Source organism: Roseateles sp., from assembly GCF_965229315.1.
Classification (GTDB): domain Bacteria; phylum Pseudomonadota; class Gammaproteobacteria; order Burkholderiales; family Burkholderiaceae_C; genus Pelomonas.
The window spans coordinates 581,964-606,888 of sequence record NZ_CBDDJA010000002.1; the positions used below are offsets into that span (position 1 = coordinate 581,964).

Sequence of the window (24,925 nt, forward strand, 5' to 3'; positions counted from 1 at the left end):
TGCATGCCAAACGAATCCATCCACGACTGGGCCCGCGCCGCGGTGAAGACCATGCTGCTGCGCTGCGTGCTGGCCGCTGCCGAAGAGATCCGCCTGCTGGCCCGCGGCTTCGGCAAGCGCAAGTGAGTGGGCCGAGCGATGCCCACCACAGAGCCTTTCATCATGGAACTGCAGCAACCCGTCGTGGTCATAGAAATGGCCGTGGACGGCTGCTGGCGGGTCAGGGTCGACGGCCTGGCCGGCGACGAGGACGGGGTTGAAACCGTTGAGTTCGCGGTGCTCGTCAAGGACCAGGGCCAGTCAGTGCCCGCCCTGGTCAGGCAGGCGACGTCACGCGCCATCCTGCTGCTCCAGCAAGCGCTGGTCGCCGGGAAGAAGGGGCACTGACTGCGATGGAGTTGCATTCCCGCACTCGCCCTTCAGCCCGTCGTCAGGGCCTCGGCCTCGGTCGCTGCCTTCGACCGCTCCAGCACGGTGCGGATGATTTGATCGTCGTGCCCCGTGCGATAGCTGCTCTCTGCCCTGATGCGCGCCAATCCGCGCTCGTTGGCATCAGGCGCTATGCCGACCTCTTCGACGCTGCCTTGCTGATAGCCCTGGGCCGTTTCGGCTGCCACACAGATCTCCTCGAAAACGTCGGCAATGAGACCGAGGTGCTGGTAGGCCTTCGGGCTCTCCATGTACTGGAGGGCGAGCTTTGCCATGGACGCGATGCGTGCCAGCGTGCCGTTGGACATCGCGTCGATGTCGATGACGCAGTTTTCAAGTTCCAGAACGCGGTACTTGAGGTCCGTGAGCGTAGGTGCGCGCTTGGCGCGCGGAGTTGCGGTGGTGCTCACTTGGAAGCCTCCGCGCGGGCTTCGCGCTGCAGGTAGTTGTTGAGGTCGTCGGACAGGTCCATCACGCCGGTGGACAGCAGTTGCTGTGCGGCCATCAGCCCATAGAACGTGAAGCCGCCGAGGCCGGAGCCCTCAGACGTGTCGCCATCCTGCGCACGGTCCGTATGGAACTGGCTGGCGCGCAGCACGTCGGCCAGCGCAACAAGCGCCACGCTGTGCTGCATGAGGCTTGCGGTGACGGCCGCCAGGTAAGAACCCTTGGGCAAGTGATCGCCAAGAACTGCCTCGAACCGTCGCGCGGTCTCGGCGTTCTCGGCGCCTTCCGCGCGGTCAGCGGTGAAGTCAGGCGGCGCGGGAGGCTGTGCGGGCGGGCTCGCGGTCGTGACTTTGGCCAGCTTGATCTTGGTGGCGGTGCTCACTTCGACACCCCCGTCAGCTTGATGCTGTTGAGGCGGCGCTTGTCTTCATCGACGTACTCGCAGCCGACCCTTTCTGCCTCTGCGTTGATGTCGTTCTCGAACATCTCGGCATAGAACTGGATCGCGTCGAGAACGCAGATCAGTTCGCGTGCCGAAACCTGCGCGTTCGTCTTGAGTCCGTGGATCGTGAGCTTCGTCAGCGCAAAGATCTGCGCGGCGGCGTCCTGCGCAATCTGGTCGAGATCGCGGACCTTGTCGCGAAGGGCCTGCAGTTCGGACGCCACTGCACGTTCAGTGGAGAAGTCGGGCGCGGCTGGAGCTGCGGCTTGGGTGGCGCCGGCAAGCACCGCGCGAGGCCTCGCCGGCAGGGGCGCGGGCCGGTAGCCGCCGTCGTTCAGCAGCCTTTCAGGCTCCCAACTGTCCATGTATGGCGCGCCATCCAAGAAGAGCGTCAACAGGGTGTTGCTCAGTGCCTGGCGGAAGCCGCTATTGGTCGCGAAGGAATCGAGTGCCGTATTGACTGCCTTGTCGGCATTGGCGTAGTCGCGCCGAACTCCATCATCGTCAGCAATCGCGGGATCTGGAGCGCCTTCAATCAGTGGCAATCGCTCGATGGCGGCCAACATCTTGTGGCAGGCCGCGGCACCGTTCAGGGAAACAAGCCCTGGAGCGACTGTTGCTTGAGCCTTGGCGGCAGTCCGAGTGGCTGCTTGGGCTTCAACAGCGCCCTCGAACACCGAAGAGTTGCGCGCCGTGACGACTGCGGGAGCCAAAGGATTTCGGGCGCTGGAGGTTTCCACTCGCTCGCTTTCCACTCGCTCGCGCTCTGTCTTGAAGTTGGGGGCGGCCGGTGCGTCGCTTGGTACCGTGGCGCCGTTCGGCTTGCTGAAGGCTTCGGCCGTCGTTGCAATCGGGTCCCAGTCGTTCAGGTCCGGCGCGCAGCCATCTCCGATTTGACACAGGAGGTCCGCCATTGCCCGCAGGTAGCCCTGGGCGTGCTCTGCCGTTGCGTTCTGCCAGTTCGACTGGAGCGAGCTTTCGACAGCCTGCGCCATCGGGCGATAGTCACGCGCATCAGTGCAATCAGGTGCGTCCTCCAGGTCAGCTTCACTCATGGCGTTGATCTCGGCGATCAACGTCTTGACGGCCTCTGCCCCGGCGTGCAGCGCGGATGAGGGTTCGGCTGCGGTCAGCGCGGTTGCGGTCGCTGCGCGCTTGGAAGTGGGAACAGATGCGGATGCTGTGGCGACCGCTTCTGCAGCCCGAGTGACTGTCTTGCTCATGGGAATTCCTTGCTGATGTTTGTGGAAGGCGAAGCCCTGTCAGGCGTCGGCGAAGTCCGGGCCATAGAGCCAGTGCTCCATGTCGCCAAAGCATGAAATCTCCTTCGTGGTTTCACATGAAGGCCTCGTACGACTGGTACTCGACGAGGCCTTCGCCTTTCAGGGCACAAGCCCCAACTCTTGAGCCGGCTTGGTGACGTTGCGGTGCCACCAATCGGCATGCTCGAGAGCGCGCTGAACCTCGCAGTTAGGCAGCAACGCGTTCAAGCGGATGATTCGTTCGACGACCTTCGGCGTAGCCTTGCCAGACCGGAGCCCAGCGCTGAGCTTGGTCGACTCGCGGAATCCCTTTTTGCGGGCGAGCTGCACCAGGCCGTAGAACGCCGAACTGGCGCATCGCTGCAACCCGGGCTCGACGCTAGAGGCGTAGGCCATGACGCCCAGGGCCAGCAGGTTCTTCTCGGCGTCGGTCATGCCACTCTCCGCGCGATGCCAAGCTCGACCAGCAGCGAGCCGAACGTCGAGCGGTACCAGTGCGGCTGCGTCTCGCGCGGGTTGCGGTCGCTGACGACGTTCTTGCCGAAGCGCAGGCCGGCCACCGTCACCGACTTGAACTTGCGCATCTCCTCGCACTTGGAGCTCTTGCGCTCCAACGTCTCCAGGATGCCGGCTTCCTCGAGCAGCTTGTTCACGGCCTGGGCCGACCGGCGGATGCCGTGCTCGGCCAGCAGTTCAGTGAGGGCGGCGGTTGCTTCCGAGCTGACCGCAGCGGAGCCGCTGGGCGCATCGATGGCGTAGTTCGGCAGCAGCTCGACGTGCTGCGGCGCGAACTTCTGGACCGCCTTGCGGATGAGGCCCAGGTGGGCAGAACCCTGCAGGTTCAGGGCGCGCGAGATCGTCTCGGCGATGACGATGTTGTCGTTCGCCGCGGCCGCTTGCGGGAGCTGGTACGTGCCACCGCGACGAATGGAGGGCAGCACGTCGTGCGTCACCCAGCGCTTGAAGCGCTTGGCCGACTCCAGCTTGCTGCCGAAGACCAGGGCGTACAGGCCGGACTCGTTGACGTGGTTCGCGGATTGTGAGCCGCCGGGCGAAAGGGTGTCGTGTTTCGCGACATCCTCTTCGTCGACATGGCGGGCAACGGCATCACGGGCATTCGAGTAACCCAGGGCGGCGCACACGTCACCAGCATGGAACCAGGGCTCGCCGTCGTCGACGCTCACCCGGACGGCCTGGCCGTCGAAGTTGAAGGGCAGGATGTGGCTCATTGCATCCTCACGCCGCTGGTGTCGACAACGAAGCGAGCAATGCCGTAGATCTGCTCGGTGGCGCTTTCCAACTGGCTGTTCAGCACGATGGAGAGGACGGCCTCAGTCAGCTCAAGAGCCTTCTCCTGGGCCGTGAGCTTCTCGTCGGCCAGGATGTCCATCGCGATCTGCTGGCCGACGGCGGTGCTGTCGCTATCGAGCGAGATGTGGACGCTTGGCCGGATGGTGGCGCGGCTCATTGCTGGGCCTCCAGCAGCACCTTCTGGCGTGGTTCAGGGTAGGAGTGCCAACTGCCGGTGAGATGACCAGCGGCATTCATCAGGGGCAAATCACGCATCGGTGAGCCGTCTCGGGCCAACTGCGGATGACGCCGATAGCTTCGTGAGCTAGCGTGCGCCGCGTGAGCGAGGCCGACTTCATCCCAAGCGAGTACGTCAGCGTCGGACTGAAGCCTGATCCGGAGGAGTTGTTGACGGCTGACCGAGAGCCTGACCACTTCATCCGTTGGCTGGAAGGGCGCGTGGTGCTGTTCGAGGATGACGAGTCGACTGAGATCGGCCGGTACCGGGCCTTCTACATCGATGCAGAGAGTGCCATGCATGCTCGCATGCCTCTGTTCGACGTCTTCGACAGCATGCAGGAGACCTGCGATTACCTAGAGCTGTACGAGGCAGACAGCTGGGCCTACTCGGCGGCGGCGCTGAAGGCGGCCGGGGCGGGCTATCTGCTCTTCGAGCCGAACCTTCTCATCCTTGACCGCCTGGAGATCCTGCCACCGTACCGCGGGCGGGGCTACGGCCTCCATGCGCTGATCGGGATGATGCATTGGTTCCAGGCCGGCGCCGGCCTGGTGGCCATGAAGCCGTTCCCGTTGCAGTTCGAGAGCGCCGCAGCTCGGCGGGGTCCGGAAGACCCCATGGAGCTGGCCAAGCTCCCGACCAACGAGGTTGCAGCCCGGACCAAGCTCCGCCGCTACTACGCCCAGTTGGGCTTCAAGCTGGTGGCCAAGACGCCGTTCATGGTCCGGCGAGTGGACCAGGCGCCGCCCGCTGTCCCCGTTCGCCTGCGGTAGGGCGTGCCCGTGCCTGCGCCGTAGTTCAATGGATGGAACGGCCGGCCGTACCCGGTTTTGAGGTTGACGGCCGGTGGCTGGCTGGCACGATGCAGAGCTCAAAAAAACCGCAACGAAGGATGGGGATGAGATCTGTCTGCTCACTAGCGCTGAACGCGCCGCGCGCAGTTGCCTGGCTTGCGGCCGCCCGAAGGGGATTCCGGCATGCCTTCTGACCTGGATCTGAAAGCGCTCTTCGACGGGCCGGCCCTGGCCAACCGCAACGACATGGACAAGCTGGGGCAGCGGCTCAAGGCTCTGCATGACGCCGGCCTCACGGCAACCCAGTTCGATGTGTTCCGCGTGAACTACTACTACCGCTCTGTCACCACCGTCTGGACGGTGGCGGCCACCGCGGCCGCCGCGCTGGCGAACGAGCCCGCGCGCATCTCGCTGGCCAAGCGGGCCGTGTATGGCGCACTGTTGGAGGAACTGGGCGCGCCCGAGGAGCCCTCCCGCGCCGTTGCGCCCATGGCTGCGCTGGGCAAGAGCCACCCGGCCTTGCTGCTGGACTGCCTCAACATCTTCGGCGCCGGGGCCTTCGGGCTCCCCAGACTCACGGCACAGGACATCGCTGGGCACACGTTGCTGGACGAATTCTCCCGCGACTACCGGCGCCGCCAGCGGGTGCTGTTCACCCACGAGAGCTTGGCTTGCGTGCTGGGTGCGGCCTACGCCCAGGAGACCGCTGCCGACGGCATGCTGAGGACGATCCGCGACGAGCTCTTCTCCCCGCTGCTCCCGTGCATGGTGGCCAGCCCGCTCCAAACAGCCATGCGCTACTTCGACGTGCACCTGGACGACGCCGGCCCAGGCGGTGTCGAGGCCGAGCACGGCAAGGAAGCGCTTGAGAACCTCATCGCTGAGCTCCGCGAAACGCCTGCGGCCCTGCAGAGCGCCGCCGCCGCCGCCGAGGCCTCCTTCGAGGTGCAGGGGGAGTTCTTCGACGATCTGGCCACGGCGATGGAGCGGCGGGGCTGACGGGCGACGGCACCAACCGCTGACTCGAGAAGCATCGGCGGATTGATCTATCTTGCAGGCCGACCCTTCAACCGCCCGACCGTGCGCCATCCATCGGATACAGGTAACTCGTTGGGGCACTGAAGGGCCGTGAGGGCCCGGCTTGGTCAATTGGCCTCGCAAAATTGCTGAAGCTTCAGGCCGTATGCTGGCTCGTTACGGCGCTGGCGTTCAAGCTCAATCTTGGAGAAGTTCTGGCTGTAAGTGGCGCAGGCATCCACCACAAAGAAGGAAACCGCAACGTCGCCGTCGCACAACTTCTTCTCTACGCAGATTTGCAATGCTTCGTAGAAGTCGAGCATGACGTCAATCGAGCCAGCCAATTTGGCTTCTTTGATTGCGGCGAGCATGAAACCTCGGTATGCAGCGACCGAGAAGTCGGGAGCCTTCAAGAGTTTGATCTGGGCATCTAAATACGGTTCCCAGCCAACATCCAAGGCTAGGCGGGCTTCTAGAGTGGGCGTCTTGTTGTATCGGTCGAGGAATAGGAGAGTTTCTTTGACACGGTCCTCCTTCTGCTTCTCGAGGTACTGATAGACCGCGAAGCCCCCACCAGCGGTGATCGCGACCACGCCGATCCACGCTGTAGCTATATCAGTGATGGCCTTCAGCTTTTCTAGATTCATGGCTTCTTGCACTCTGGCAGATCGAGCTTGATCTTGCAGGGATTGCTTTGTTTTTCGGTCGCCATGCGTAACTTGAGCGTCTCTGAGCTTCTGGCTTTCTGCTCACGCTCGAGCGCCTCCGTGAATGCGCGCTCTGCGCGCGCGCGCTCAAGCGCCTCCACCTGCGACTTCTCGAGCGCGCGCTTCTGCGCTTCCAATTTGGCGGCCGCCGTTTCATCGGCCTGCGCATTCGTTAGCGCGAGCGCGAGCACTAAGCACAGAGCTGTCGTCTTGATGAGCATCTGATTTTCCATGGCCTTTAAATAGGCGCGTGTTAACACCTTGACCCAAGTGACTTTAAGGGTGCGCTATTCCGATGGCTTCATCACCTTGAAGGAGATAGACGCGATCCAGTTCAGCGCGCCACAGCGCAGGGGACTCCCAAGTGCCCTGCTGTGATCCGCGCCAGCCCATGCGCCGTGCGACACCGGCCCGCTGGTGTTCCGCATCCAACGCCTGGCGTTCCGCAAATGCCCTGAGCTGTCATACAGTGGCGCTGGGCTTCGGCCTCCTGCTTTTTCCTCCCTGAGCAGGCGCCAGTGATGGCGTTCAGACCCCGGCCGCGTGCCGGGGTTCCTTTTGTGCATGCGAAACAGGGCGCCGCCGGCCTACTGGTAGTCCCCATCCACAAAACTGTGGCGACCGCGCTCGCGATGCCCGGCGGCCCCGCAGGCTTGTGCAAAATCCCCAGCCTGCCCGCTCGACAGGGCCCACCAAGGAGGAAGACCACATGAAGCATGAAGTGCCGTTCACTGGGGGCGGCTCGACGGAGATTCCCTACCTTGGTGGGTGCTCTGCAGAGATCCCGTACATCGGCGGCTGCTCCCGGGACAATCCGTTCACCGGCGGCGGCGCGCACATCCCCTATGCCGGCGGCTGCAGCCGTCAGGGCATTCCGTGGACTGGCAGTTGAGCAGAGCACGGCGGTGAACATGCAGTGGCTGACCGTCGAGGCGCACAAGGCCAAGACGAAGGCAGAGGCGAAGAGCTGCCGCAACAGGAGAAAAACAGATGCCTAAATCTGGCGTGGTTCCAACGTGTCGCTATGACCATGGACCGCTGTGGAAAGTTGAGGGGCGCGGATATCCGCGGCGGTTCCTGCTTAGCGGCGAAGAGCCGCGAGCTCACAGAGACGGCGACGGTCGGCTTTTTGACCTTGAGTTTCGAGGAATACTGGTTTCGGCCTGGGAGTGCCAATTCTGCGGATATACAGAGCTGTTTGAGGCGGACATGGAGGAAAACGATGGCCCACCTGTATGACCACCCGACCCGCAGCCGTCAGGTTGACCAGCCCAGCGGCGGCGGGGATGATGGTGACATGGACCGAATAACAGCACTCGAAACCAAGTGGGAGACCGTCGTGCCGACGCTCGCCACGAAGGGGGACGTGCAGACCGGGTTCGCCGAGCTGCGCGCCGACATGCAGGAGATGAACGCCGGCATCTCGCGTTGGATGCTTGGCACTGTGCTGACGGTCATAGGCACGATCGTGCTGGGCTTCGGCGGGCTGGCTTGGACCGTTTCGAATAAAACGCCAGCCGCTGTTTCGCCGGCGGTGACCGCGCCCGCCCAGCAGACGGCGCCGATCATCATCAACGTCCCGCCCTACCCGCCAACGGTCGCGCCGCAGGCACCCCAAAAGAAGCCATAGCTCTTCCGCCCCACCGCCACCAAGGCCTGCCCCGAGCGGGCTTTTTTGCAAGTGCGGAAAGGCGGCCCTTGACGGTCCTTTGGGCTTGGCCATAATCGCACCCAGCAACTCGACGATTCCCACCGCCCCCGAAGGGCACGATCTTCTGGCCCCAGGGCCTATGCCAGCGCCGTGCGCTCAAGCAGGTTCAACCTGCAGACAGTCGATGGATTCGTTCGCCCCTACAGCCCGCCACTCGGCGGGCTTTTGCATTTCTGGCCTCTCAGCCTTCGAGTGTTGGCGGAGTTGAACCGTCCGGGCCGCTTGCTGTGTCTCGACGCCCCTTGGCCTTCGCGGCGACCTTGAGCGCACCAAGTTTTGCGAGCAGTTCCATGCCCTTAGGACTCAGCATCGGCCGGGCGCCCGGGTCTTGCTTCTCGAGGAGACCGGACTCGTCGAGGTATTCCAGATCCGCGGGGTCAACCGCTTCCCCTTTGGAGACGGCCCACAGGGCCTGGCAGAGCGCTTCTTGCAACGGCGTCATGGAACCCTCCTTGGTGTAGCGGGATGTTAGGCGCCAAACGAAGCCCGCCCGGCACTCACGGCGGGCTTCTTCGTTTCCGCCTCCGGAACTTCACGCTGCCGGCGCGTGGGACTGGCGAGCACCCAGTCCGGCCATGTACCGCACGCACTCTGCGGAGCCGGCGCGAGTGAAAACGGCATGGCGGAAGCGCCTCCCCCAGCGGGTTGCGCAGGCCGACACGCTGAGCCAGCCCCAGCGGGGGTGAGTCCGATGGCTCGGCACCCGCCCGCACGGGCATTCGGACAACCGCCGAGCGCCAGGCTCGCGAAGCCTCGGAGCGTGAGGCCAAGGCTGCGGAACTCATCACCCAACAACGCCAGGAGGCGATAGATGCTGACCACAAAGACCGCCCTGGCTCTCCAGGCTGCTGCTGATCGCCTGCGCGGCTCTAACGGCCAGCTGCAGCGCTACGTCACCGACTTGTCCACCTCCCTTGCCGATCAAGCGGGAGATCCAGCCCTTGCCGGCAGCTGCGCTCCCGCCACCGCGGCCCTCGATCTGTCAGCCCGCCTGCTCGGACGGGTTGACGACGCTGCGGCAGAGCTTGCGGTCTACGCCGATCAGGTTCGGGCCGCCCACCAGCTCTGCGTCAGCACCTTCAACGCCTTGAGGACCAAGCCATGAGAACCGCAAAGTACGAGTGGTACCAGGCCGCTGCCGGCGGCTTCCGCTGGCGCCTGAAGGCTGCGAACGGAGAGATCGTCGCCGCTGGCGAGGACTACAAGACAAAGGCCGGCGTACTGCGCGGCATCAAGGCGCACCGCCGCGCCTCCCGCACGGCCGTTGTTGTTAAGGGCAAGCTGCCTCGCTGACCATGCGCGGCGCCATCGCCCGCTGGCTGCTACGCATGGCGCTACGGCTGGACCCCTACGACCCGTTCGCCGGGATGCTGTTCGTCGACGTCGACCGAGGCATGCGCGGACGGTGGCTGCTGATCGCCACGTTCGGAGACGGCGAGCAGGCGAGGGCGGCGCAGTCGTACCTGTTGGGGCGGCGCTATGCGGGGATTGGGCTCAACGGAGGTGGCGCTTCGATTGGGCGTTAAACCTCGTCCGCGAACCGCCCTGAATATCAGACAGGCGTCTGATATTCCGTTCGCCTCAATGACAAATGGGTTACGTCTTGCGACGTAACCCATTGATTTGTTTGGTGGCGCTTCAGGGAGCCACCACCAGAATGTTCGAAAGAGACGCCTCAGGTGAGGAGAATCAAGCACTTAGAACAACACTCCAGCGGCCTGGGTATGTCAGAAGTGTCAACCCGAAGTGTATACCCTCGCCCGGATTTCGGCGGCGCAGAGAGGCGCGTTGGAGCGTCATTTTCCAGCGACGTGGCTGCAGTCGTGGCGGACCAATGTGACGCGTTGTGCTGGTCCGGCGACGCGACAGGCTGCGTCTTGTCAAGAGTGTGGCCACACCGGCGGTGGGCCAAACGCCTGAAGATTGCATCAACCGAATTGGTGCGATTGACAACAGTTAAGAAATGGATAAATATGCGTCACTGTGATTGATGCGAAATTCTTTCGTTTGGCTGATGTGGTTGGCGTCCAAGCCGGCTACCCGTTTCGCGGCTCCGTCGAGCCGGCAGACACCGGCGACGCAATTGCGCTGCAGATGAAGGACGTCGACCCAGATAGCGGCGTTGACTGGGCCGGCGCACTCCGTACGCACCTTCCCGGTCGGAAGTCGCCGGCATGGCTGTCGCCGGGTGATCTGCTCTTCGTCGCCAAGGGCGCCCGCTTCTATGCCGTGCAGGTGGACGCGCCGCCCATGCCGGCGGTCTGCGGCCCTGCCTTTTTCCACCTGCGTGTTCACCCGGGCGCCGCTATTGAACCGGCCTTCCTGGCGTGGCAGATCAACCAGCCGCCGATCCAGCGCCTGCTGATGCAGGGTGCTGAGGGTAGCGGCCAGCTCAGCATCCGCCGCCCGGTGCTGGAGGCGTTGCCGCTGGCCGTGCCGTCGCTGGCTCAGCAGCGCCACATCGTCGCGCTCGATGCGGCAGCGCGCTCCGAGCGTGCGGCGCTGCGCCGGCTGATCGAGAACCGCGAACAACAACTACACGCGCTGGCAGAAGCCCTCGCTATGGCTTCTGCGCGCAATTCCACGCCTGCAAATTCATGAACGATCTTGCCCCCAAAGCTCCTGTCAGCCAAGACAGCATCAACGCGGCCGTCTGGGCCGCTTGCGACACCTTCCGCGGCACGGTGGACCCCAGCATCTACAAGGACTACGTCCTGACCATGCTGTTCCTGAAGTACGTTTCCGACGTCTGGCAGGACCACTACGACAGCTACAAGGCCCAGTACGGCGACCATCCCGAACTGATCGCCGAGATGCTCAAGAACGAACGCTTCGTGCTGCCGGCCAGCGCCAGCTTCTATGCCCTGCACGCACTGCGTCACACCCCTGGCAACGGCGAGCGCATCGACAAAGCTCTGCACGCCATCGAAGACGCCAACCTCGCCAAGCTGCGCGACGTGTTCCAGGACATCCACTTCAACAGCAACAAGCTGGGCGATGAGCAGCAGAAGAACGACATCCTGCGCCACTTGCTGGAAGACTTCTCCAAGCCCGAGCTGAACCTGCGCGAGGGCCGCGTCGGCAACCTCGACGTCATTGGCAACGCCTACGAATTCCTCATCAAGAACTTCGCGTCCACCAGCGGCAAGAAGGCCGGCGAGTTCTACACGCCGCCCGAGGTGTCCACGCTGATGGCGCGCCTGATGGCGCCGCAGCCGGGTGACGAAATCTGCGACCCCACCTGCGGCTCGGGCTCGCTGCTGATGAAATGCGGCCGGCTGATCCGTGATGGCGCCTGCAGCCGCAAGTACGCGCTCTATGGGCAGGAGGCCATCGGCAGCACCTGGGCGCTGGCCAAGATGAACATGTTCCTGCACGGCGAGGACAACCACCGCATCGAGTGGGGCGACACTATCCGCAACCCCAAGCTGCTGGACGGTGCCAACAGCCTCAAGCATTTCGACATAGTGGTGGCCAACCCGCCCTTCAGCCTGGAGAAATGGGGCTTCGAAGGTGCCGACGCCGACAAGTTCAGCCGCTTCCGCCGCGGCGTGCCGCCGCGCACCAAGGGCGACTATGCCTTCATCCTCCACATGGTCGAGACCATGAAGCCTGGCATCGGCCGCATGGCCGTGGTGGTGCCGCATGGCGTGCTGTTCCGCGGCGCGGCCGAGGGGCGCATCCGCCAGAAGCTGATCGAGGAGAACCTGCTCGACGTCGTGATCGGCCTGCCGGAGAAGCTGTTCTACGGCACGGGCATCCCCGCTGCCATCCTGCTGTTTGCCAAGCACAAGGCCGACGACCGGGTGCTGTTCATCGACGCCAGCCGCGACTTCGAGGCCGGCAAGAACCAGAACTTGCTGCGCGAGGCCGACCTGCAGCGCATCCAGGCCACTGTGGCCGCACGCCAGCCGGTGCAGCGCTATGCCCACCTGGCCACGCCGGCCGAACTGGCTGAGAACGACTTCAACCTCAACATCCCGCGCTATGTGGACACCTTCGAGGAAGAGGCGCCCATCGACCTGATGGCCGTGCGCCGCGAACGGCTGGAGCTGAAGGCCGAACTGGCGCGGCTGGAGGCGCAGATGGACGTGTACCTGAAGGAGCTTGGTTATGAGTGAGCCCTTGACCAGCGGCGGCGGGATCTCCCCGGGCGAGTTTCTGCTCTACGAAACAGAGGACGGCCGGGCGCGCGTGTCCTGCCGCTTCGTCGACGACTCGCTCTGGCTGACCCAAGCGCTGATGTCTGAGCTATTCCAAGTCACCGTGCCCACCATCAACGAACACCTGAAGACGCTGTACGCCGACGGCGAAATCCACCCTGAGGCAACTATTAGGAAATTCCGAATGGTTCGTCAGGAGGGGGCTCGACAGGTCAGCCGGCAGATCGATCACTACAACCTCGACGCGATCCTTGCCCTGGGCTATCGGGTGCGCTCGACCCGAGGAACACAGTTTCGACGCTGGGCCAGTGATCGCCTGAGCGAATACCTTGTCAAGGGCTTTGCGCTGGACGACGAGCGCCTAAAGAGCCCGCCGGTTGGCGACTCGGCGTTGCCCGATCGCTTCGGTGAGTTGCTCGACCGCATCCGCGACATCCGCGCCAGCGAGCGGCGCATGTACCTGCGTGTGCGCGAGATCTTCGCGATGGCGGCCGACTATGCCCCGTCGATGCCCGAGACCACGCGCTTCTTCAAGGTCATTCAGAACAAGCTGCACTTCGCGGTGCACGGGCAGACCGCGTCCGAGCTCATCGTGCGCCGCGCCGATGCCGCACAGCCCCACATGGGCCTCACCACCTGGAAGGGAGCGCAGGTCACCAAGGCCGACGTGGGCACTGCCAAGAACTACCTGCGCGACGGCGAGATCGGCGAAATGAACCGCATCGTGACCATGTGGCTGGACTTTGCTGAAGACCAGTCGCTACGCCGCAAGGAGGTGTTCCTCAAGGACTGGGCCGAGCGGCTGGACGCCTTCCTCAGCTTCAACGAACGCCAGGTGCTGGCGGGCGCGGGCAGCGTGTCGCACAAGCAAGCAGAGGCGCATGCCGAGGGTCAGTACGAGCGTTTTGCCGCGCAGCGCCGGGCTGCGTTGGAGGCGGAAGGCGAGGCCTATACGGCGCGCGTGCTAGAAGCGCCGACGGCGGACGAGGCCGGTGTGCAGGAACTGGGGCAGGTGGCTAGGCGGCTGGCGAAGAAGAAGGGGAAGAGCGATGCTGCCTGAGGGATGGCGAGCCAGCACGGTCGGTGCGGAAGCGCGTTTCCTTTCCGGCGGGACGCCCAGCAAGCAGGAGGCAGCCTTTTGGGGCGGCTCGTTCCCTTGGGTTTCAGCCCGCGACATGAAGATGTTGGACCTGAAGTCCACGGCGCTGGGGCTCACTCAAACCGGCCGGGCGGTGTCTGCCGTCGCACCCGCCAATTCGGTCCTGGTGCTGACAAGAGGCATGACTCTGCTGAAAGATCTTCCCGTGTGTTTGATCGAACGGGAGATGGGATTCAATCAAGACATCAAGGCACTGGTGCCCAAAGGCGCCGTTGATTCGCGGTTTCTTGCGTACCAGTTGCTCGCGCGCAGGAGAGAGATTCTCGATCTCGTAGACACCGCAGGTCATGGGACGGGCCGTTTGGACACGGAGCTGCTGAAAGATGTGCCCCTCTCCGTCCCGCCGCTCGAAGAACAACGCCGAATCGCCAGCACCCTCGCAGCGTGGGACGACGCGATCAACCTTACGCAATCTCTATTGGCCAACCGCATGACGCAGTGGCAGGCTTTGCTTGCTGCGTTGCTGCACCTGCCGCCTGCCAACCCCGATACGAATGGCCATGGTGACAACGGCGGCTTTCCCGCGTCGGTGCAGCCAGGCATCCCGAAACTTCCGACTACACCAAAACGGTGGCGGCGCATTTCGCTAGGGCGTCATCTGACCGAAGTACGCCGACCTGCTGCACTGAACGCGGGCGACTCCTACCGGTTGGTCACTGTCAAACGTTCGCGCGGCGGCGTTGAGCTGCGTGAGACCTTGAACGGCGATGAGATCAAAACCCCCTCGCAGTTTTATGTGCGTGAAGGTGACTTCTTGATCTCCAAGCGCCAGATCGTCCACGGCGCCTGCGGCATCGTGCCGGCGCATCTGGACGGTGCTGTGGTGTCCAACGAATACGCGGTGCTGAACAGCGACGGCGAGATCACCCTGCAGTTTCTGCGCTATCTATCCGAGTCGCGCTACTTCCAGCAGACCTGCTTCCACTCCAGCATCGGCGTGCATGTCGAGAAGATGATCTTCAAGACGGAACGCTGGTTGAAGTGGCCGTTCAACATCCCACCGCTGCCTGAGCAGCGCCGCATCGTCGATATCCTGGATCTGGCGCGGCGTGAAGTGGAACTGCTTGAGCAGCAGGTGCTGGTGCTACGGCAGGAAAAAACCGCCCTCATGGCCGACCTACTCACCGGCAAGCGCCGCGTTCGCTTGCCCGCCACCGAGGTCCCCGCATGACCCCCGCCGCCCCGCAATCCAAAGAGCAGTACAGCGCCCACATTCCCGCGCTGCACTTGCTGTGCAACCTGGGCTGGAACTTCCTGTCCACCGTGCAGGCACTGGCGATGCGCGGCGGCACGCGCGAGGTGATCCTGAAGCACCGTCTGGTGGAGGTGTTGCAGACCCGTCGCTACGACTACAAGGGGCAAAGCTACCCGCTGTCGGCCAGCGGCATCGAGCAGATCGTGCGCGAGCTGTCGACACCGAGCTTGACGGAGGGCCTGCTGCCGGCCAACGAGCGGCTGTACGCCAAGCTGGCACTGGGCATAACGGTCACCGAGTTCATGCCCGACGGCAAGAAGCACCAGCCCACGATCGCCATCGTGGACTGGGGCAACCCCGCAACCAACCGCTTCGACGTGACGGAAGAGCTGCAGGTGCTGTCGGCGCAAGGCACGCACCACCGCGCGCCCGACATCGTGGGCTACGTGAACGGCCTGCCGTTGGTGGTGATCGAAGCCAAGCGGCCCGAGGGCTCGTACGTGGCCAAGGCGATGGTGGCCGAGGGCGTGAGCCAGCACCTGCGCAACCAGCGGCCCGACGAGATACCGCAGCTGTACGCCCACGCGCAGTTGCTGCTGGCCATCAGCCAAACCGAGGGCCGCTACGGCACGACCGGCACGGCGGCCAAGTTCTGGGCGCGCTGGCGCGAGGAGGAGTTCGACGACCTGCACTGGGGCCGGCTGAAGAACGCCGCGATGCCGCTGGGCGTGCGCGAGGCCCTGTTCGACGGCAAGCCGGCAGCGCTGCGGTCCTACTTCGAGGCGCTGTGGGCCGAGCCCATGGTGGCAACCGAGCAGGACGTGCTGCTGATCGGCCTGCTGACGCCAGCACGGCTGCTGGAGTTCCTGCGCGCCTATGTGCTGTTCGATCGCAAGGTTGGCAAGATCGTGGCCCGCTACCAGCAGTTCTTCGGCATCCGCGCATTGCTGCAGCGGCTGCGCCTGCTGCGCCCCGACGGCAGCCGCGAGGGTGGCGTGATCTGGCACACCACAGGCTCGGGCAAGAGTTTCACGATGGTGTTCCTGACCAAGGCGCTGCTGCTGGTGGACGACCTTGCCGAGTGCCGCGTGGTGGTGGTGACCGACCGCGTGGATCTGGAGAGTCAGCTGGCGCGCAACTTCGTGTCAGGGGGCGCCTTCGGCTCGGCCATTGCGTCGCTGAAGGATGGCGAGAAGAGCCGAGCACTGTCGGGCCGCGACCTGGCGCGGCGCATCGGCACCGGCAACGAGCGCATCTCGTTCACGCTGGTACACAAGTTCAACGCGGCAGCCAAGTTGCCTGAGTGCCGCAACGAATCGGCCAACCTGATCGTGCTCGTGGACGAGGGCCACCGCAGCCATGGTGGCGAGACGCATGAGCGCATGAAGCAGGCGCTGCCGCGGGCGGCCTACGTGGCCTTCACCGGCACGCCGCTGCTGAAGAACGAGAAGACGGCGAGCAAGTTCGGCCCCATCGTGCACGCGTACACGATGCAGCGCGCGGTGGAGGACGAGACCGTGGCGCCGCTGCTCTACGAAGAGCGCGTGCCTGAGCTGACGATCAATGAAGAGGCAGTGAACCGCTGGTTCGACAAATTGACCGCCTCCCTGAGCGACGCGCAGCGCGCCGACCTGAAGAAGAAATTCGCCAAGAAGGGCGCCATCTACGGCGCGGCCGGCCGCATCGAGTTGATTGCCTGGGACATTGCCACGCACTTCAACCAGCACTTCAAGCAGACGGGCCTGGGCCTCAAGGGCCAGCTCGCCACGGACAGCAAGCAGGACGCCATCCGCTACAAGAAGGCGCTGGACGACACGGGGCTGGTGAGCAGTGCCATCGTGATGTCGGCACCCGACACCCGCGAAGGCAATTCGGAGGTGGACGAGGAGACGTTGCCCGAAGTGCAGAAGTGGTGGAAGCAGACCGTGATGGCCAGCGGTCTGGATGCCGAGGACTATGAGCGGCAACTCGTTGCCGACTTCGGCAGTGATGGCGACCCTGATGTGCTGATCGTCGTGGACAAGCTGCTCACCGGCTTCGATGAGCCGCGCAACGCGGTGCTCTACATCGACAAGCCCTTGAAGGGGCACAATCTGATCCAGGCCGTGGCACGCGTGAACCGACTGCACGACGCCAAGCGTTTCGGCCTGCTGGTGGACTACCGAGGCATCCTGAAGGAGCTGGACACCGCCATCCGCGCCTACCAGGATCTGGAAGCGCGCACCCAGGGCGGCTTCGACATCGCCGACCTGGACGGGCTGTACCGGCCCATGGACACCGAGTACAAGCGCCTGCCGGCACTGCACGAGCACATGTGGTCGTTCTTCAAGGCTGTGGTCAACAAGCGCGACCGCGAGCAATACCGCCAGCTGCTGACGCCGAAGTTCGTGACGGCACCGGACGGCGAGGAGTACGACGAGCGCCAGAAGCTGCGCGACGACTTTTATGCCGCCGTCACCGCCTTCGGGCTGTGTCTGCAGACGGCGCTGTCCAGCCGCAGTTTCTTCGAGGACAAGAGTTTCTCGGAGGGGCTGATCGAGCAGTACAAGGCCGACCTGCGCTTCTTCACCGAGCTGCGCCAGACCGCCCGCCGCGACGCGATGGAGGTGGTGGACTACAGCGTGTACGAGGAGCAGATCCGCCGCCTCGTGGACAAGCAGGTCATCGGCACCGAAGTGCGCGAACCCGAGGGCGTGTACCTGGTGCACCAGCTCGGCCAGCCGGAGGATCCCACGCAGTGGTCAGACGAGAAGACCCGCAACGAAACCGACCTGATCCGCACCCGCCTGCGCAAGACCATCGAGCAGGAACTGGCCGAGGATCCATATGCGCAGAAGGTGTTCGGCGAACTGCTGCGGCTGGCCATTGCCGAGGCGGAGGCGATGTTCGACCACCCACTGAAGCAGTACGCGCTGTTCAAGGATTTCGAGAGCAAGCTGGACGCGCGCCAGGCGCCGGGTACACCCGACGCGCTGGCCGACCAGCCGCATGCGCGCGCCTATTTCGGGGTGCTCCGCCTGGTGCTGGGCGAGGCTGCGGTTGCTGTGCTGGAGCCTGCTGCCCGCGATGCGTTGGTGGGCCAGGCACTGGCTATCGAACGCGTGGTGCATGACGCTGTGGCGGAGAACTCGCTGAGCCCGCAAGGCATCGAGGCGGCCATCCGCAAAGGGCTGTTGCCGCTGTTGTTCAAGACGCTGGGGTTGGACGGCGCCAAGCAGGCGGTGGACCAGATCGTGCAGATCACGCGGCTGGGGCTTGGGAAGGCGTGATGGCTGGTTCTGAGGTGAGGGCAGGGCGCTGCAGCGTCCGCTACGGTGACGAAGTGATTTCGTTTTCCGTGCGGCTGCAACGTGACCGAAAGCCATCAAAGGTGGCCATCCACGTCGAGCCCGATGGACAGGTACTTGTAGACGCACCCGAAGGCGTCGGGCGCGAAGTGGTCATCGCTGCCGTGAAAAAGCGGTCGCGATGGATCATCGATCACGTTGAAGCCGCCCGTGCGCGCACTGCGCACGTTCGCCCGCGTGAATACGTCAGCGGTGAGGCGGTGCACTATCTCGGCCGTCGATATCGGCTGCGGGTCATCGTGGACGAAGCGGTCACGCCTGCGTGCAAGCTGCGCGGCGCATGCCTGGAGGTCATCGTGCGCGAAGCGGCGCCGGCGATGGTGCAGCAGGCGCTGGACCGCTGGTTTCGGCAGCGTGCCCGAGAAGTGCTTCGTGAGCGGATGGATTCGGTGGCGATGGGGCTCCGCTGGGTGAAGACCTCGCCTCCGATGCGCCTGCAGGCGATGCGTGTGCAGTGGGGCAGTTGCTCTCCCACCGGCCGCATCACGCTGCACCCTGACCTCGTCAAGGCGCCGCGCGAGTGCATCGACTACGTGGTGCTACATGAACTGTGTCATTTGGCCAGCCACGATCACAGCCCACGGTTCTATCGGCTGCTCGACCGGCACCTGCCGGGCTGGAAGGCCATCAAACAACGTCTGGACGGCATGGCGGAGGATGTGCTTCGCGTCTGAGGGACGAGGGGAGCCGGAGCTGTCGATTCCTACGCCATCCATCCCCACTCCTTCTTGGAAGTGAGTTGAGCTGAGCTGTTCTTGAAGCGGTAGCTGTCGTTGCTGGTTTCAAGCAAAGCCGGCCATTGCCGGGCACAGAATTGCAGGTTGTCGTTACATTCTTTGTGTGCGTGCGGCCGAAGCTGGCAAACGCAGACGTTTCGTAAGCCTTCCGGGTGGGACTACCAAAACGCCCGGGTAACACCGTGCGGGTGCGCAACCCTTCCTCGCACACCATTCAAGACAGGCCGTTTCGCTCGAGCCTTTTTTGCGCCTGCAGGTTTTGCCCAACGAGTGCCAGCCAGCACCACCGCTACCAACCTCGCTTCGTACACGCCGCGCCTATCCTTTTGCCACTACAAGGATTTTTGACCATGCCTGATGTCCACCACTGGAAAACGCTCATCGCTCTTGCGCCGGACCAGGAGCTCAAGTCCGAGGGCAGCCGCATGGCCGGCTTCATGGCGGAGGAGGATGTCGACACCTATGCGGTGGTCGGCTCCGATGGTGTGAAAGCCGGCGAGGTAGTCGTGCGCGACCACACGAACGTGAAGGGCTTCAAGCGCACCATACGCGTGACGCAGTCCGACGCCGCTGGCAAGCAGCTGCTCGACACCGCATACAACGTCAGCAAGTAGGCTCTGGCCATCCTGGCACCGTGAGCGGCGGTCGACAGCTGCAGATCACAAAGGCGCAGCACGTCTTTCTCAGATCCTGCCTGGTTCATTTCCGGGGTGCTGGCGGCAAGCTCGAAATTCGCGACCTGAAGACGGGCAGGGTATCTCGCATCGGCCCCGACCGCCCGCCCTTCGTCACCGAGCGTAGCTGGGACCACCGTACTGAGTCCGGCCTGATGCATGAGGTCGAAACCGCCTTCGGCCAGGTCTCCGCCCCGATCCGAAAGGGCGAGGTCCTCACCCTGAAGCCCGAGCAGCACCAGGCGGTGACTGCGATGTACGCGCTCTGGATGCTGCGAGCGCATCGCGCCCGTGAGCCCTTCGCAGACATCAAGATAAACCGCCAGTTCGAGCAGCGCGCAGAGCACACTGCCGCCGTCGTCGACCAGATGGAGGCGCACGGCATCATCACCGTCACGCCTGATGGCTCTCTGCTGGGTCGCCAGTTGGCCGGCCCACAGCTGCAACTTGACTTCGACAGGGCACTCAACGAGCTCTCCGGCGTGACCTGGGGCGTGGTGCGTGCAGCCGATGGTGCTGGTGAGTTCAGCATTCCTGACTCCCCCGAGCGCGTGCTGTACCTGCCACTGACGCCGCGGATCGCGCTGGCCAGCGGCTGGTCGGATGGCGTGATTGACCGGACTGGCGTCTGGTCGTTCAACACGGCCGCCTTCCAGCATGCGAGGGACTTCATCGCGGCTCGGTGCCTGTCGGCATGCCCTTGCAGATCCTTTCGTGAAGCGACCGTATGACGACGAACCTGGCCATGATGGATGCACTCGAAGCCTGTCAGATGGCGGGTGACACCATCACGGTCAGCTACCCGTTCGAGGACTCTCCCACAACGCGGTTGGCCAACGTCCCAGTCATCGCGCTTGATCGTGAGCGACAGCGGTTTCAGGTCAAGCGTGTGGGGGACGACAGCGGCAAGTGGCTCGCGATCCGGCACATCCTCGACATCACCCTACAGTCAGGCGTGACGCTGAGGAGCCCCGAGGGAGAGGCGTACTGGAAGCGAATTCAAGCAGGGCGTGCCGAGAGGGCGAATTGGCGCGCCGAGCTGGCCCTCTCTGACCGAGCCCCAGACACATCGAAAGCGCCGTTCGGTGTCCATGCCGAAGTCAGAGGAAATGGCCTCAAGCAGCCTGGCCGCGCCGGCTCTGGTCGAGACGTAGAGCTTTGGATGGCTTGGCGCCGGTTCACCATCGTGGGGAGCTTCACCGTCCGTGATGCCATCTCGGCGAAGCGAGTTTGCGGGCTTGTCGGTCAGTCCTATTGGGACATGGCTCAAGCATGGTTGGCCTGCGAATTCGAGTGGCCTGACTGGTTGCGCAAGGATGCACGGGGCGGCCTGGTCAAAGCGAGCACCGTGACAGACGTATTCAGGTGGGCCCAGGCGATGTCAGAACCCAACTTGGTAGGGTTGTTGCTGGCGAAGTCGTGGGAGCGCCATCAGGTGTGCAAGACATCGGAACAGCAGATCACCGAAGCAGAGGCGCACAAGCTCGCGTCGGTAGGGCTCTGCACCGCTGCAAGCAATGCGCCGCTCGTGGTCCTGCTTGATTTCGCGCATTTCCGTGACCTGCGGACGTTGTTGAAGTGGCGTGGTTTGAAGGCCAAGGACCGACACGAAGCACTTGGCAAGGTCCTTGAGCTGGTCAGGGTTGAACCAGAGGGTATCCGAGCCGAACTGGCTGCCACGCCTGGCTTCGTTGGCAAATGGTGCCTGGTGCCGCCGTGCAACCTCACCTGGGACGAATGGCAAAACTTCAGAGACTGGCACTTCGCCATGGTCGATGCTTTCTGCAATCTGTTCGTCGATGGATAGCTGTTGATGCCTGAGGATGTGCTCCGCGCCTGAGTTTGATGGGCAGTGCGTTACTGCGCGCCCAGCTGCTTGATCTCCGCAATCAGCTGGAGCTGCTGTAGGTACTCGGAGTGCGTCTTGGCCAGCCAGCGCACCACGGCTGCGTTCTCCAACAGCGTCTTCCCGACGTAGGTCTTGATGATCTCCAACTGCAGGTTCGCCGGGCCGTAGCCCTCTTCCAGCAGCTTGGTGTCCGCCTGAACGGCAGCCAGCTCGCGCTGCAGACGTTGCAATGCCTCTGTCGGGCCGCCACGCTGGTTCTTGGCCGCTGCGGCTTCAGTGAGCTGCTCGGGAGGGGTGGTCTGAAGCATGGCGAGCGCCAGCTTGATGGAGTAGTTGTTGAGATTGATCATGGCCTGCGCCACGTCGATCTGCCGGAAGGACTTCATCTGCTTCAGCACCTTGAACATGCCGTGGCTCGCAGGCTTGTCCGCCAGCAGCGACACCGCTTCACCGCAGATGCCGTCCAGCAGCTTGAACTGCTCGCGTATCGCGCCGGGCGACACGTCCAGCACGTCGGCCAACTGCTGCACGGACACGCCGCGCTCAGCGGCGCGGACGATCATGCGGTGCTCCTGGATGACCGAAAGCCTGTTGACCCGCTTGTTGTAGGTGTAGGCCTCGTCGTCGGTCGAGATCAGGCACAGCGCCGTCTGCGCACCCTGCTCGCGCAGCGCCTCAAGGCGCATGCGGCCGTCAAGCACGATGAACGTGCCGGCGTTGTCACGGCTGTGGGCAACCACGATGGGTTCGACCAAGCCGATGGCCCGCACCGAAGTGCTGATCTGGCGGTACTTGACGGTCTCCCTGATCCCGGCGGGCAGGGGCGAGCTGTGTTGCAGCACATCGAGCGCAATCTCCTTGCAGTTGCGCTCGAACCCCAGGCGAACGGACTTCGTCGGTTTTGCGCTCATCGCCCCAGTCCTCCACGCTGTGCCATCTCGGCCAACGGCTGTGGCACGCTGAGCAGCTTCTCGGCCTTCAGCAGGGCACAGAATTCCTTGCTCGCAAACAGCTCTTTGAAGATCTGCTGTGCCAGCAGCAGCGACTTCTGCGTGTATTCGGCCTTCTTTTGGATCCGGCGATGCATCTCCACATCACGCTGGTACAGCTTGCCCAAATCTTCCGGGCTCATCTGGCGCCGCGTCTGTCCCTTTGAGAAGGAGGAGGTGCCCTTCTTGCCGCTGCGCTCGCGCTGCTCAAGGATCTTTCGGACAACCGTGATCTTGCGGCCGGTCAGCTCGCCGCTCTCGTAGGCCGCCATAAGTAGTTGCTGCGCTTCGCCACCATTCGCGCGAGAGATGCTGACGGCCAGGTGGAGAGGGATGTGGCCGGCCTCGGTTGCGGCAAGCAGCCGCTTCTCGCCGCGCTCCAGCAGGTTTGCGACGTTGTTGACCCATGAGGCGGTGCAGCCGAGCTTTGCCGCCACCTCGCCGTCGGTGTAGCCGCGCTGCTTGAGCACGCGCACGTGCTCCAACGTCTCCACGGCGCGCGGGGTGCGCCGGGCGACGTTCTCGACGATGCTCATCACGTGCCCGGTTTCTTCGTCCACGTCGACGATTAGCGCGGCGATCTCCGTCTGCCCCAGCATCCGGCACGATTCCAGCCGCCCTTGACCGCAGATCAGCGCGTACGGCGCCTCGCCTTGCCCAGGGGGAACGCGGCGCACTGTGATCGGCCGCTTGAGGCCGACCTGGTCGATGCTCTCGGTGATGGTCTTGTGAATCTTCGCGTTGCGTACACGCGGGTTGGCCACGGCGATGTCGGCAATCGGGATCATCTCGATGCGTGGTGAAGAATGGCTCATGCGGCGTCCTGCAGGGGCACGCGCCCCGCCAGTTGGTAGAAGAAATCGAGCGAGTCCGTGCGGTAGGCATCCAGCGTGAAGCCGTTGTCTTCCAGCGTGGGAAGCGTGTCCGGCGTGAAGTCGATGGCCGGAAAGACGTAGTGGTCGAACACGCGCTGGTTAGTCGGATCCATCCGCGCCACCACGGTGATGTCCGGCAACAGGCTGGCATCGAACCGGATGCGCCAACGCTGCGACCCTGCGGGCGTCGGCTTGCACCGTGCGATCACCAGCGACACGGTGAACTCGCCGTTCACGGTGAGCAGGTCGGTAGCGGGATCGCGCACCGTCCATCCTCCGGCCTGTGTGATGCTGGACGCCATCTGCTCGATCAACTCGGGGTGGTGGCGCCGCAAAGCCCGATTGATCTCCAGGTACGCGTAGTCCCTACGCGGCCGGTAGCCGATGAGGCTGTAAGCGCGTAGCAGGCAGCCGAATCTGCTCCTGTAGATCGAACTGGAGGGCGCTTCCTCGTCCTCGTCGATGACGATGCCGGACAGAGCACCGTGCCTCGCAAGGGTGCGGCGAAGCAGATCGAGCAGTTGGTCATCGTCGAGATGACGTGATCGCGCAGCGATGACGGCCTGCGCCTGGATAAATAGATGTGCCGGGACGATGACCTGGAAGGCGCTGTCGCACCGCACCCATTCGGTCGGTGGGTTGCGCACATGCCGCACCTTGAGCTTGTAAGAGGTGCGGTTGTAGACGTTGTGGCCGATGTACTTTTCATTCGTCAGGATCTGGTGGACCGTGCCCCGCGTCCATGGCACGCCTGCGTCCGACCTGATGCCGTCACGGTTCAGGACTGACGCGATGACGCGTTCCGGCATGCCCTCTTCAAGGAAGAGGCGGTAGATGCGGTGGACGACGGCGATCTCTTCAGGTGGCCCGGGGACCAGCACCACGCGGTCGGTCTGGATGCTCTTCTTCTCGCCGCGCGACAGCAGCCCTTTGACGTTTCGCTGCTCGTCGATCAGCTGGCGCCGCAAGCCAAAGCCGGCGGGTCCGCCCTGGCGGAACCCATGCTGGACGATGTTGCTGGCCCCTGCGAACACCTTGACCGACAGCTCGCGGCTGTACTCGGCCGCCATGCTGCGCTTGATGCCGATAAAAACCGTCGATGGCAGCGAACCGTCGTTGTTGAAGGGCTCGGCGCAGTAGATAACGCGGATACCGCGGCTCTTGCACGCGTGTTCATAGACAGCGGCCTCGTCCGGATCTGGGAAGCGGCCCCAGCGGCTGACGTCGTACACCAACACAGCGGTGAAGCCTGGGTTGGGTTGCTTCACGTCATGAAGCAGCGCCTGCAGCCCGCTGCGCCCCTTCAGATTCAGGCCGCTCTTGCCTGCATCCTCGTAGGTACGAACGATCTGCATGCCGTGACGGGTGGCGTACTCGGCGATCGAGGTGGCCTGGTTCTCGGTGGAGTACCGCTGGTGTTCGGTAGACATGCGAACGTACTGGGCCACCGGTGTCCCGGCGTCCCTGGAGTCGCCCTCATCGCCCAAGCCGCTTTGACCTTGCACCCGATAGCCCCCCTGGCGCGCAACGCGTCCATGTAGCGGCACATCGTCCCGGCGGGTTGTGACTTCTCTGTGACGATGCGAGGGGGAATTGACTG

At 63.9% G+C, this 24,925-nt stretch carries 30 protein-coding genes; 18 read left to right on the forward strand and 12 right to left on the reverse strand.

The window, feature by feature from the left end; translation table 11 throughout:
• Positions 1-3: 3 nt before the first annotated feature.
• A complete protein-coding gene (locus tag ACO07H_RS07430; RefSeq protein ID WP_422012676.1) occupies positions 4-126 on the forward strand; it encodes a hypothetical protein in 123 nt (40 codons plus the stop codon).
• 36 nt (positions 127-162) lie between these two features.
• A complete protein-coding gene (locus ACO07H_RS07435) occupies positions 163-387 on the forward strand; it encodes a hypothetical protein (protein WP_422012678.1) in 225 nt (74 codons plus the stop codon).
• Positions 388-419: 32 nt separating this feature from the next.
• Here the strand turns inward: ACO07H_RS07435 and ACO07H_RS07440 are convergent, their stop codons facing one another.
• The 6 genes from ACO07H_RS07440 to ACO07H_RS07465 all read right to left on the reverse strand — a co-directional run bounded on the left by ACO07H_RS07440 (position 420) and on the right by ACO07H_RS07465 (position 4,048).
• Complete coding sequence (locus ACO07H_RS07440) at positions 420-839, reverse strand: hypothetical protein (RefSeq protein WP_422012680.1); 420 nt, start codon at positions 837-839, stop codon at positions 420-422.
• Positions 836-1,258 (reverse strand): hypothetical protein, encoded by a 423-nt coding sequence (locus ACO07H_RS07445; protein WP_422012682.1) that lies wholly within the window; start codon positions 1,256-1,258, stop codon positions 836-838. The genes ACO07H_RS07440 and ACO07H_RS07445 overlap by 4 nt, the downstream gene beginning before the upstream one ends.
• Positions 1,255-2,541 (reverse strand): hypothetical protein, encoded by a 1,287-nt coding sequence (locus ACO07H_RS07450; protein ID WP_422012684.1) that lies wholly within the window; start codon positions 2,539-2,541, stop codon positions 1,255-1,257. Before ACO07H_RS07450 ends, ACO07H_RS07445 begins: the two co-directional genes overlap by 4 nt.
• A gap of 159 nt (positions 2,542-2,700) precedes the next feature.
• Positions 2,701-3,015: a hypothetical protein gene (locus ACO07H_RS07455; protein ID WP_422012686.1), complete on the reverse strand. Its 315-nt coding sequence runs from the start codon at positions 3,013-3,015 to the stop codon at positions 2,701-2,703.
• The gene (locus ACO07H_RS07460; RefSeq protein ID WP_422012688.1) at positions 3,012-3,809 is read right to left on the reverse strand and encodes a Bro-N domain-containing protein; all 798 of its coding nucleotides are present in this window, start codon (positions 3,807-3,809) and stop codon (positions 3,012-3,014) included. Before ACO07H_RS07460 ends, ACO07H_RS07455 begins: the two co-directional genes overlap by 4 nt.
• Complete coding sequence (locus tag ACO07H_RS07465; RefSeq protein ID WP_422012690.1) at positions 3,806-4,048, reverse strand: hypothetical protein; 243 nt, start codon at positions 4,046-4,048, stop codon at positions 3,806-3,808. The genes ACO07H_RS07460 and ACO07H_RS07465 overlap by 4 nt, the downstream gene beginning before the upstream one ends.
• Positions 4,049-4,209: 161 nt before the next feature.
• On the opposite strand from ACO07H_RS07465, the gene ACO07H_RS07470 reads away from it, so the two are divergent.
• Both ACO07H_RS07470 and ACO07H_RS07475 read left to right on the forward strand, forming a co-directional pair.
• Positions 4,210-4,881, forward strand: coding sequence for a hypothetical protein (locus tag ACO07H_RS07470; protein WP_422012692.1), 672 nt, complete (start codon positions 4,210-4,212; stop codon positions 4,879-4,881).
• Positions 4,882-5,085: 204 nt separating this feature from the next.
• Positions 5,086-5,901 (forward strand): hypothetical protein, encoded by an 816-nt coding sequence (locus ACO07H_RS07475; RefSeq protein ID WP_422012694.1) that lies wholly within the window; start codon positions 5,086-5,088, stop codon positions 5,899-5,901.
• Between the two features lie 146 nt (positions 5,902-6,047).
• Here ACO07H_RS07475 and ACO07H_RS07480 read toward each other — a convergent pair whose 3' ends face one another.
• Both ACO07H_RS07480 and ACO07H_RS07485 read right to left on the reverse strand, forming a co-directional pair.
• A complete protein-coding gene (locus ACO07H_RS07480) occupies positions 6,048-6,566 on the reverse strand; it encodes a hypothetical protein (protein ID WP_422012696.1) in 519 nt (172 codons plus the stop codon).
• Entirely contained in the window at positions 6,563-6,847 is a 285-nt protein-coding gene (locus ACO07H_RS07485) for a hypothetical protein (protein ID WP_422012698.1), read from the reverse strand. Before ACO07H_RS07485 ends, ACO07H_RS07480 begins: the two co-directional genes overlap by 4 nt.
• A 488-nt stretch (positions 6,848-7,335) precedes the next feature.
• On the opposite strand from ACO07H_RS07485, the gene ACO07H_RS07490 reads away from it, so the two are divergent.
• Together ACO07H_RS07490 and ACO07H_RS07495 are read left to right on the forward strand one after the other, a co-directional pair.
• Positions 7,336-7,518, forward strand: coding sequence for a hypothetical protein (locus tag ACO07H_RS07490; protein ID WP_422012700.1), 183 nt, complete (start codon positions 7,336-7,338; stop codon positions 7,516-7,518).
• A 330-nt stretch (positions 7,519-7,848) separates the two neighbouring features.
• Positions 7,849-8,256 (forward strand): hypothetical protein, encoded by a 408-nt coding sequence (locus tag ACO07H_RS07495; RefSeq protein ID WP_422012702.1) that lies wholly within the window; start codon positions 7,849-7,851, stop codon positions 8,254-8,256.
• A 262-nt stretch (positions 8,257-8,518) separates the two neighbouring features.
• On the opposite strand, the gene ACO07H_RS07500 is transcribed toward ACO07H_RS07495, so the two are convergent.
• Positions 8,519-8,779 carry a hypothetical protein gene (locus ACO07H_RS07500; protein WP_422012704.1) on the reverse strand — a complete coding sequence of 87 codons (261 nt, stop codon included), beginning with the start codon at positions 8,777-8,779 and terminating at the stop codon, positions 8,519-8,521.
• 369 nt (positions 8,780-9,148) lie between these two features.
• Here ACO07H_RS07500 and ACO07H_RS07505 point away from each other — a divergent pair, with 369 nt between their 5' ends.
• The 12 genes from ACO07H_RS07505 to ACO07H_RS07560 all read left to right on the forward strand — a co-directional run bounded on the left by ACO07H_RS07505 (position 9,149) and on the right by ACO07H_RS07560 (position 21,419).
• On the forward strand, positions 9,149-9,442 hold the full coding sequence (locus ACO07H_RS07505; protein WP_422012706.1) for a DUF2514 family protein: 294 nt from the start codon (positions 9,149-9,151) through the stop codon (positions 9,440-9,442).
• The gene (locus ACO07H_RS07510; RefSeq protein ID WP_422012708.1) at positions 9,439-9,630 is read left to right on the forward strand and encodes a YegP family protein; all 192 of its coding nucleotides are present in this window, start codon (positions 9,439-9,441) and stop codon (positions 9,628-9,630) included. The genes ACO07H_RS07505 and ACO07H_RS07510 overlap by 4 nt, the downstream gene beginning before the upstream one ends.
• A 2-nt stretch (positions 9,631-9,632) precedes the next feature.
• Positions 9,633-9,863 carry a hypothetical protein gene (locus ACO07H_RS07515; protein WP_422012710.1) on the forward strand — a complete coding sequence of 77 codons (231 nt, stop codon included), beginning with the start codon at positions 9,633-9,635 and terminating at the stop codon, positions 9,861-9,863.
• A 457-nt stretch (positions 9,864-10,320) separates the two neighbouring features.
• On the forward strand, positions 10,321-10,938 hold the full coding sequence (locus ACO07H_RS07520) for a restriction endonuclease subunit S (RefSeq protein WP_422012712.1): 618 nt from the start codon (positions 10,321-10,323) through the stop codon (positions 10,936-10,938).
• Positions 10,935-12,458, forward strand: a complete 1,524-nt coding sequence (locus tag ACO07H_RS07525; RefSeq protein ID WP_422012714.1) for a type I restriction-modification system subunit M — start codon at positions 10,935-10,937, stop codon at positions 12,456-12,458. Before ACO07H_RS07520 ends, ACO07H_RS07525 begins: the two co-directional genes overlap by 4 nt.
• Positions 12,451-13,560: a virulence RhuM family protein gene (locus ACO07H_RS07530; protein WP_422012716.1), complete on the forward strand. Its 1,110-nt coding sequence runs from the start codon at positions 12,451-12,453 to the stop codon at positions 13,558-13,560. Before ACO07H_RS07525 ends, ACO07H_RS07530 begins: the two co-directional genes overlap by 8 nt.
• Positions 13,550-14,830, forward strand: a complete 1,281-nt coding sequence (locus ACO07H_RS07535; protein WP_422012718.1) for a restriction endonuclease subunit S — start codon at positions 13,550-13,552, stop codon at positions 14,828-14,830. The genes ACO07H_RS07530 and ACO07H_RS07535 overlap by 11 nt, the downstream gene beginning before the upstream one ends.
• On the forward strand, positions 14,827-18,123 hold the full coding sequence (locus ACO07H_RS07540; protein WP_422012720.1) for a type I restriction endonuclease subunit R: 3,297 nt from the start codon (positions 14,827-14,829) through the stop codon (positions 18,121-18,123). Before ACO07H_RS07535 ends, ACO07H_RS07540 begins: the two co-directional genes overlap by 4 nt.
• Before the next feature lie 101 nt (positions 18,124-18,224).
• On the forward strand, positions 18,225-18,875 hold the full coding sequence (locus ACO07H_RS07545) for a M48 family metallopeptidase (RefSeq protein WP_422012722.1): 651 nt from the start codon (positions 18,225-18,227) through the stop codon (positions 18,873-18,875).
• Positions 18,876-19,288: 413 nt separating this feature from the next.
• Positions 19,289-19,552, forward strand: a complete 264-nt coding sequence (locus ACO07H_RS07550; RefSeq protein WP_422012724.1) for a hypothetical protein — start codon at positions 19,289-19,291, stop codon at positions 19,550-19,552.
• Between the two features lie 20 nt (positions 19,553-19,572).
• Entirely contained in the window at positions 19,573-20,343 is a 771-nt protein-coding gene (locus tag ACO07H_RS07555; protein WP_422012726.1) for a hypothetical protein, read from the forward strand.
• Complete coding sequence (locus ACO07H_RS07560; protein WP_422012728.1) at positions 20,340-21,419, forward strand: hypothetical protein; 1,080 nt, start codon at positions 20,340-20,342, stop codon at positions 21,417-21,419. The genes ACO07H_RS07555 and ACO07H_RS07560 overlap by 4 nt, the downstream gene beginning before the upstream one ends.
• A gap of 50 nt (positions 21,420-21,469) precedes the next feature.
• Here the strand turns inward: ACO07H_RS07560 and ACO07H_RS07565 are convergent, their stop codons facing one another.
• From ACO07H_RS07565 to ACO07H_RS07575, 3 genes are read right to left on the reverse strand one after another with little or no spacing between them, the layout of a single operon-like run.
• A complete protein-coding gene (locus tag ACO07H_RS07565) occupies positions 21,470-22,372 on the reverse strand; it encodes a plasmid partitioning protein RepB C-terminal domain-containing protein (protein ID WP_422012729.1) in 903 nt (300 codons plus the stop codon).
• Positions 22,369-23,265, reverse strand: a complete 897-nt coding sequence (locus ACO07H_RS07570) for a plasmid partitioning protein RepB C-terminal domain-containing protein (RefSeq protein WP_422012731.1) — start codon at positions 23,263-23,265, stop codon at positions 22,369-22,371. Before ACO07H_RS07570 ends, ACO07H_RS07565 begins: the two co-directional genes overlap by 4 nt.
• Positions 23,262-24,830 carry a recombinase family protein gene (locus tag ACO07H_RS07575; protein ID WP_422012733.1) on the reverse strand — a complete coding sequence of 523 codons (1,569 nt, stop codon included), beginning with the start codon at positions 24,828-24,830 and terminating at the stop codon, positions 23,262-23,264. Before ACO07H_RS07575 ends, ACO07H_RS07570 begins: the two co-directional genes overlap by 4 nt.
• Positions 24,831-24,925: the final 95 nt, after the last annotated feature.

Coding starts and splice junctions, on each gene's coding strand:
- ACO07H_RS07430 (WP_422012676.1), top strand. CDS start 4: ATGCCAAACGAATCCATCCACGACTGGGCCCGCGCCGCGGTGAAGACC.
- ACO07H_RS07435 (WP_422012678.1), top strand. CDS start 163: ATGGAACTGCAGCAACCCGTCGTGGTCATAGAAATGGCCGTGGACGGC.
- ACO07H_RS07450 (WP_422012684.1), bottom strand. CDS start 2,541: ATGAGCAAGACAGTCACTCGGGCTGCAGAAGCGGTCGCCACAGCATCC.
- ACO07H_RS07455 (WP_422012686.1), bottom strand. CDS start 3,015: ATGACCGACGCCGAGAAGAACCTGCTGGCCCTGGGCGTCATGGCCTAC.
- ACO07H_RS07460 (WP_422012688.1), bottom strand. CDS start 3,809: ATGAGCCACATCCTGCCCTTCAACTTCGACGGCCAGGCCGTCCGGGTG.
- ACO07H_RS07465 (WP_422012690.1), bottom strand. CDS start 4,048: ATGAGCCGCGCCACCATCCGGCCAAGCGTCCACATCTCGCTCGATAGC.
- ACO07H_RS07475 (WP_422012694.1), top strand. CDS start 5,086: ATGCCTTCTGACCTGGATCTGAAAGCGCTCTTCGACGGGCCGGCCCTG.
- ACO07H_RS07480 (WP_422012696.1), bottom strand. CDS start 6,566: ATGAATCTAGAAAAGCTGAAGGCCATCACTGATATAGCTACAGCGTGG.
- ACO07H_RS07485 (WP_422012698.1), bottom strand. CDS start 6,847: ATGCTCATCAAGACGACAGCTCTGTGCTTAGTGCTCGCGCTCGCGCTA.
- ACO07H_RS07490 (WP_422012700.1), top strand. CDS start 7,336: ATGAAGCATGAAGTGCCGTTCACTGGGGGCGGCTCGACGGAGATTCCC.
- ACO07H_RS07495 (WP_422012702.1), top strand. CDS start 7,849: ATGGCCCACCTGTATGACCACCCGACCCGCAGCCGTCAGGTTGACCAG.
- ACO07H_RS07500 (WP_422012704.1), bottom strand. CDS start 8,779: ATGACGCCGTTGCAAGAAGCGCTCTGCCAGGCCCTGTGGGCCGTCTCC.
- ACO07H_RS07505 (WP_422012706.1), top strand. CDS start 9,149: ATGCTGACCACAAAGACCGCCCTGGCTCTCCAGGCTGCTGCTGATCGC.
- ACO07H_RS07510 (WP_422012708.1), top strand. CDS start 9,439: ATGAGAACCGCAAAGTACGAGTGGTACCAGGCCGCTGCCGGCGGCTTC.
- ACO07H_RS07515 (WP_422012710.1), top strand. CDS start 9,633: ATGCGCGGCGCCATCGCCCGCTGGCTGCTACGCATGGCGCTACGGCTG.
- ACO07H_RS07525 (WP_422012714.1), top strand. CDS start 10,935: ATGAACGATCTTGCCCCCAAAGCTCCTGTCAGCCAAGACAGCATCAAC.
- ACO07H_RS07530 (WP_422012716.1), top strand. CDS start 12,451: ATGAGTGAGCCCTTGACCAGCGGCGGCGGGATCTCCCCGGGCGAGTTT.
- ACO07H_RS07535 (WP_422012718.1), top strand. CDS start 13,550: ATGCTGCCTGAGGGATGGCGAGCCAGCACGGTCGGTGCGGAAGCGCGT.
- ACO07H_RS07540 (WP_422012720.1), top strand. CDS start 14,827: ATGACCCCCGCCGCCCCGCAATCCAAAGAGCAGTACAGCGCCCACATT.
- ACO07H_RS07550 (WP_422012724.1), top strand. CDS start 19,289: ATGCCTGATGTCCACCACTGGAAAACGCTCATCGCTCTTGCGCCGGAC.
- ACO07H_RS07560 (WP_422012728.1), top strand. CDS start 20,340: ATGACGACGAACCTGGCCATGATGGATGCACTCGAAGCCTGTCAGATG.
- ACO07H_RS07565 (WP_422012729.1), bottom strand. CDS start 22,372: ATGAGCGCAAAACCGACGAAGTCCGTTCGCCTGGGGTTCGAGCGCAAC.
- ACO07H_RS07570 (WP_422012731.1), bottom strand. CDS start 23,265: ATGAGCCATTCTTCACCACGCATCGAGATGATCCCGATTGCCGACATC.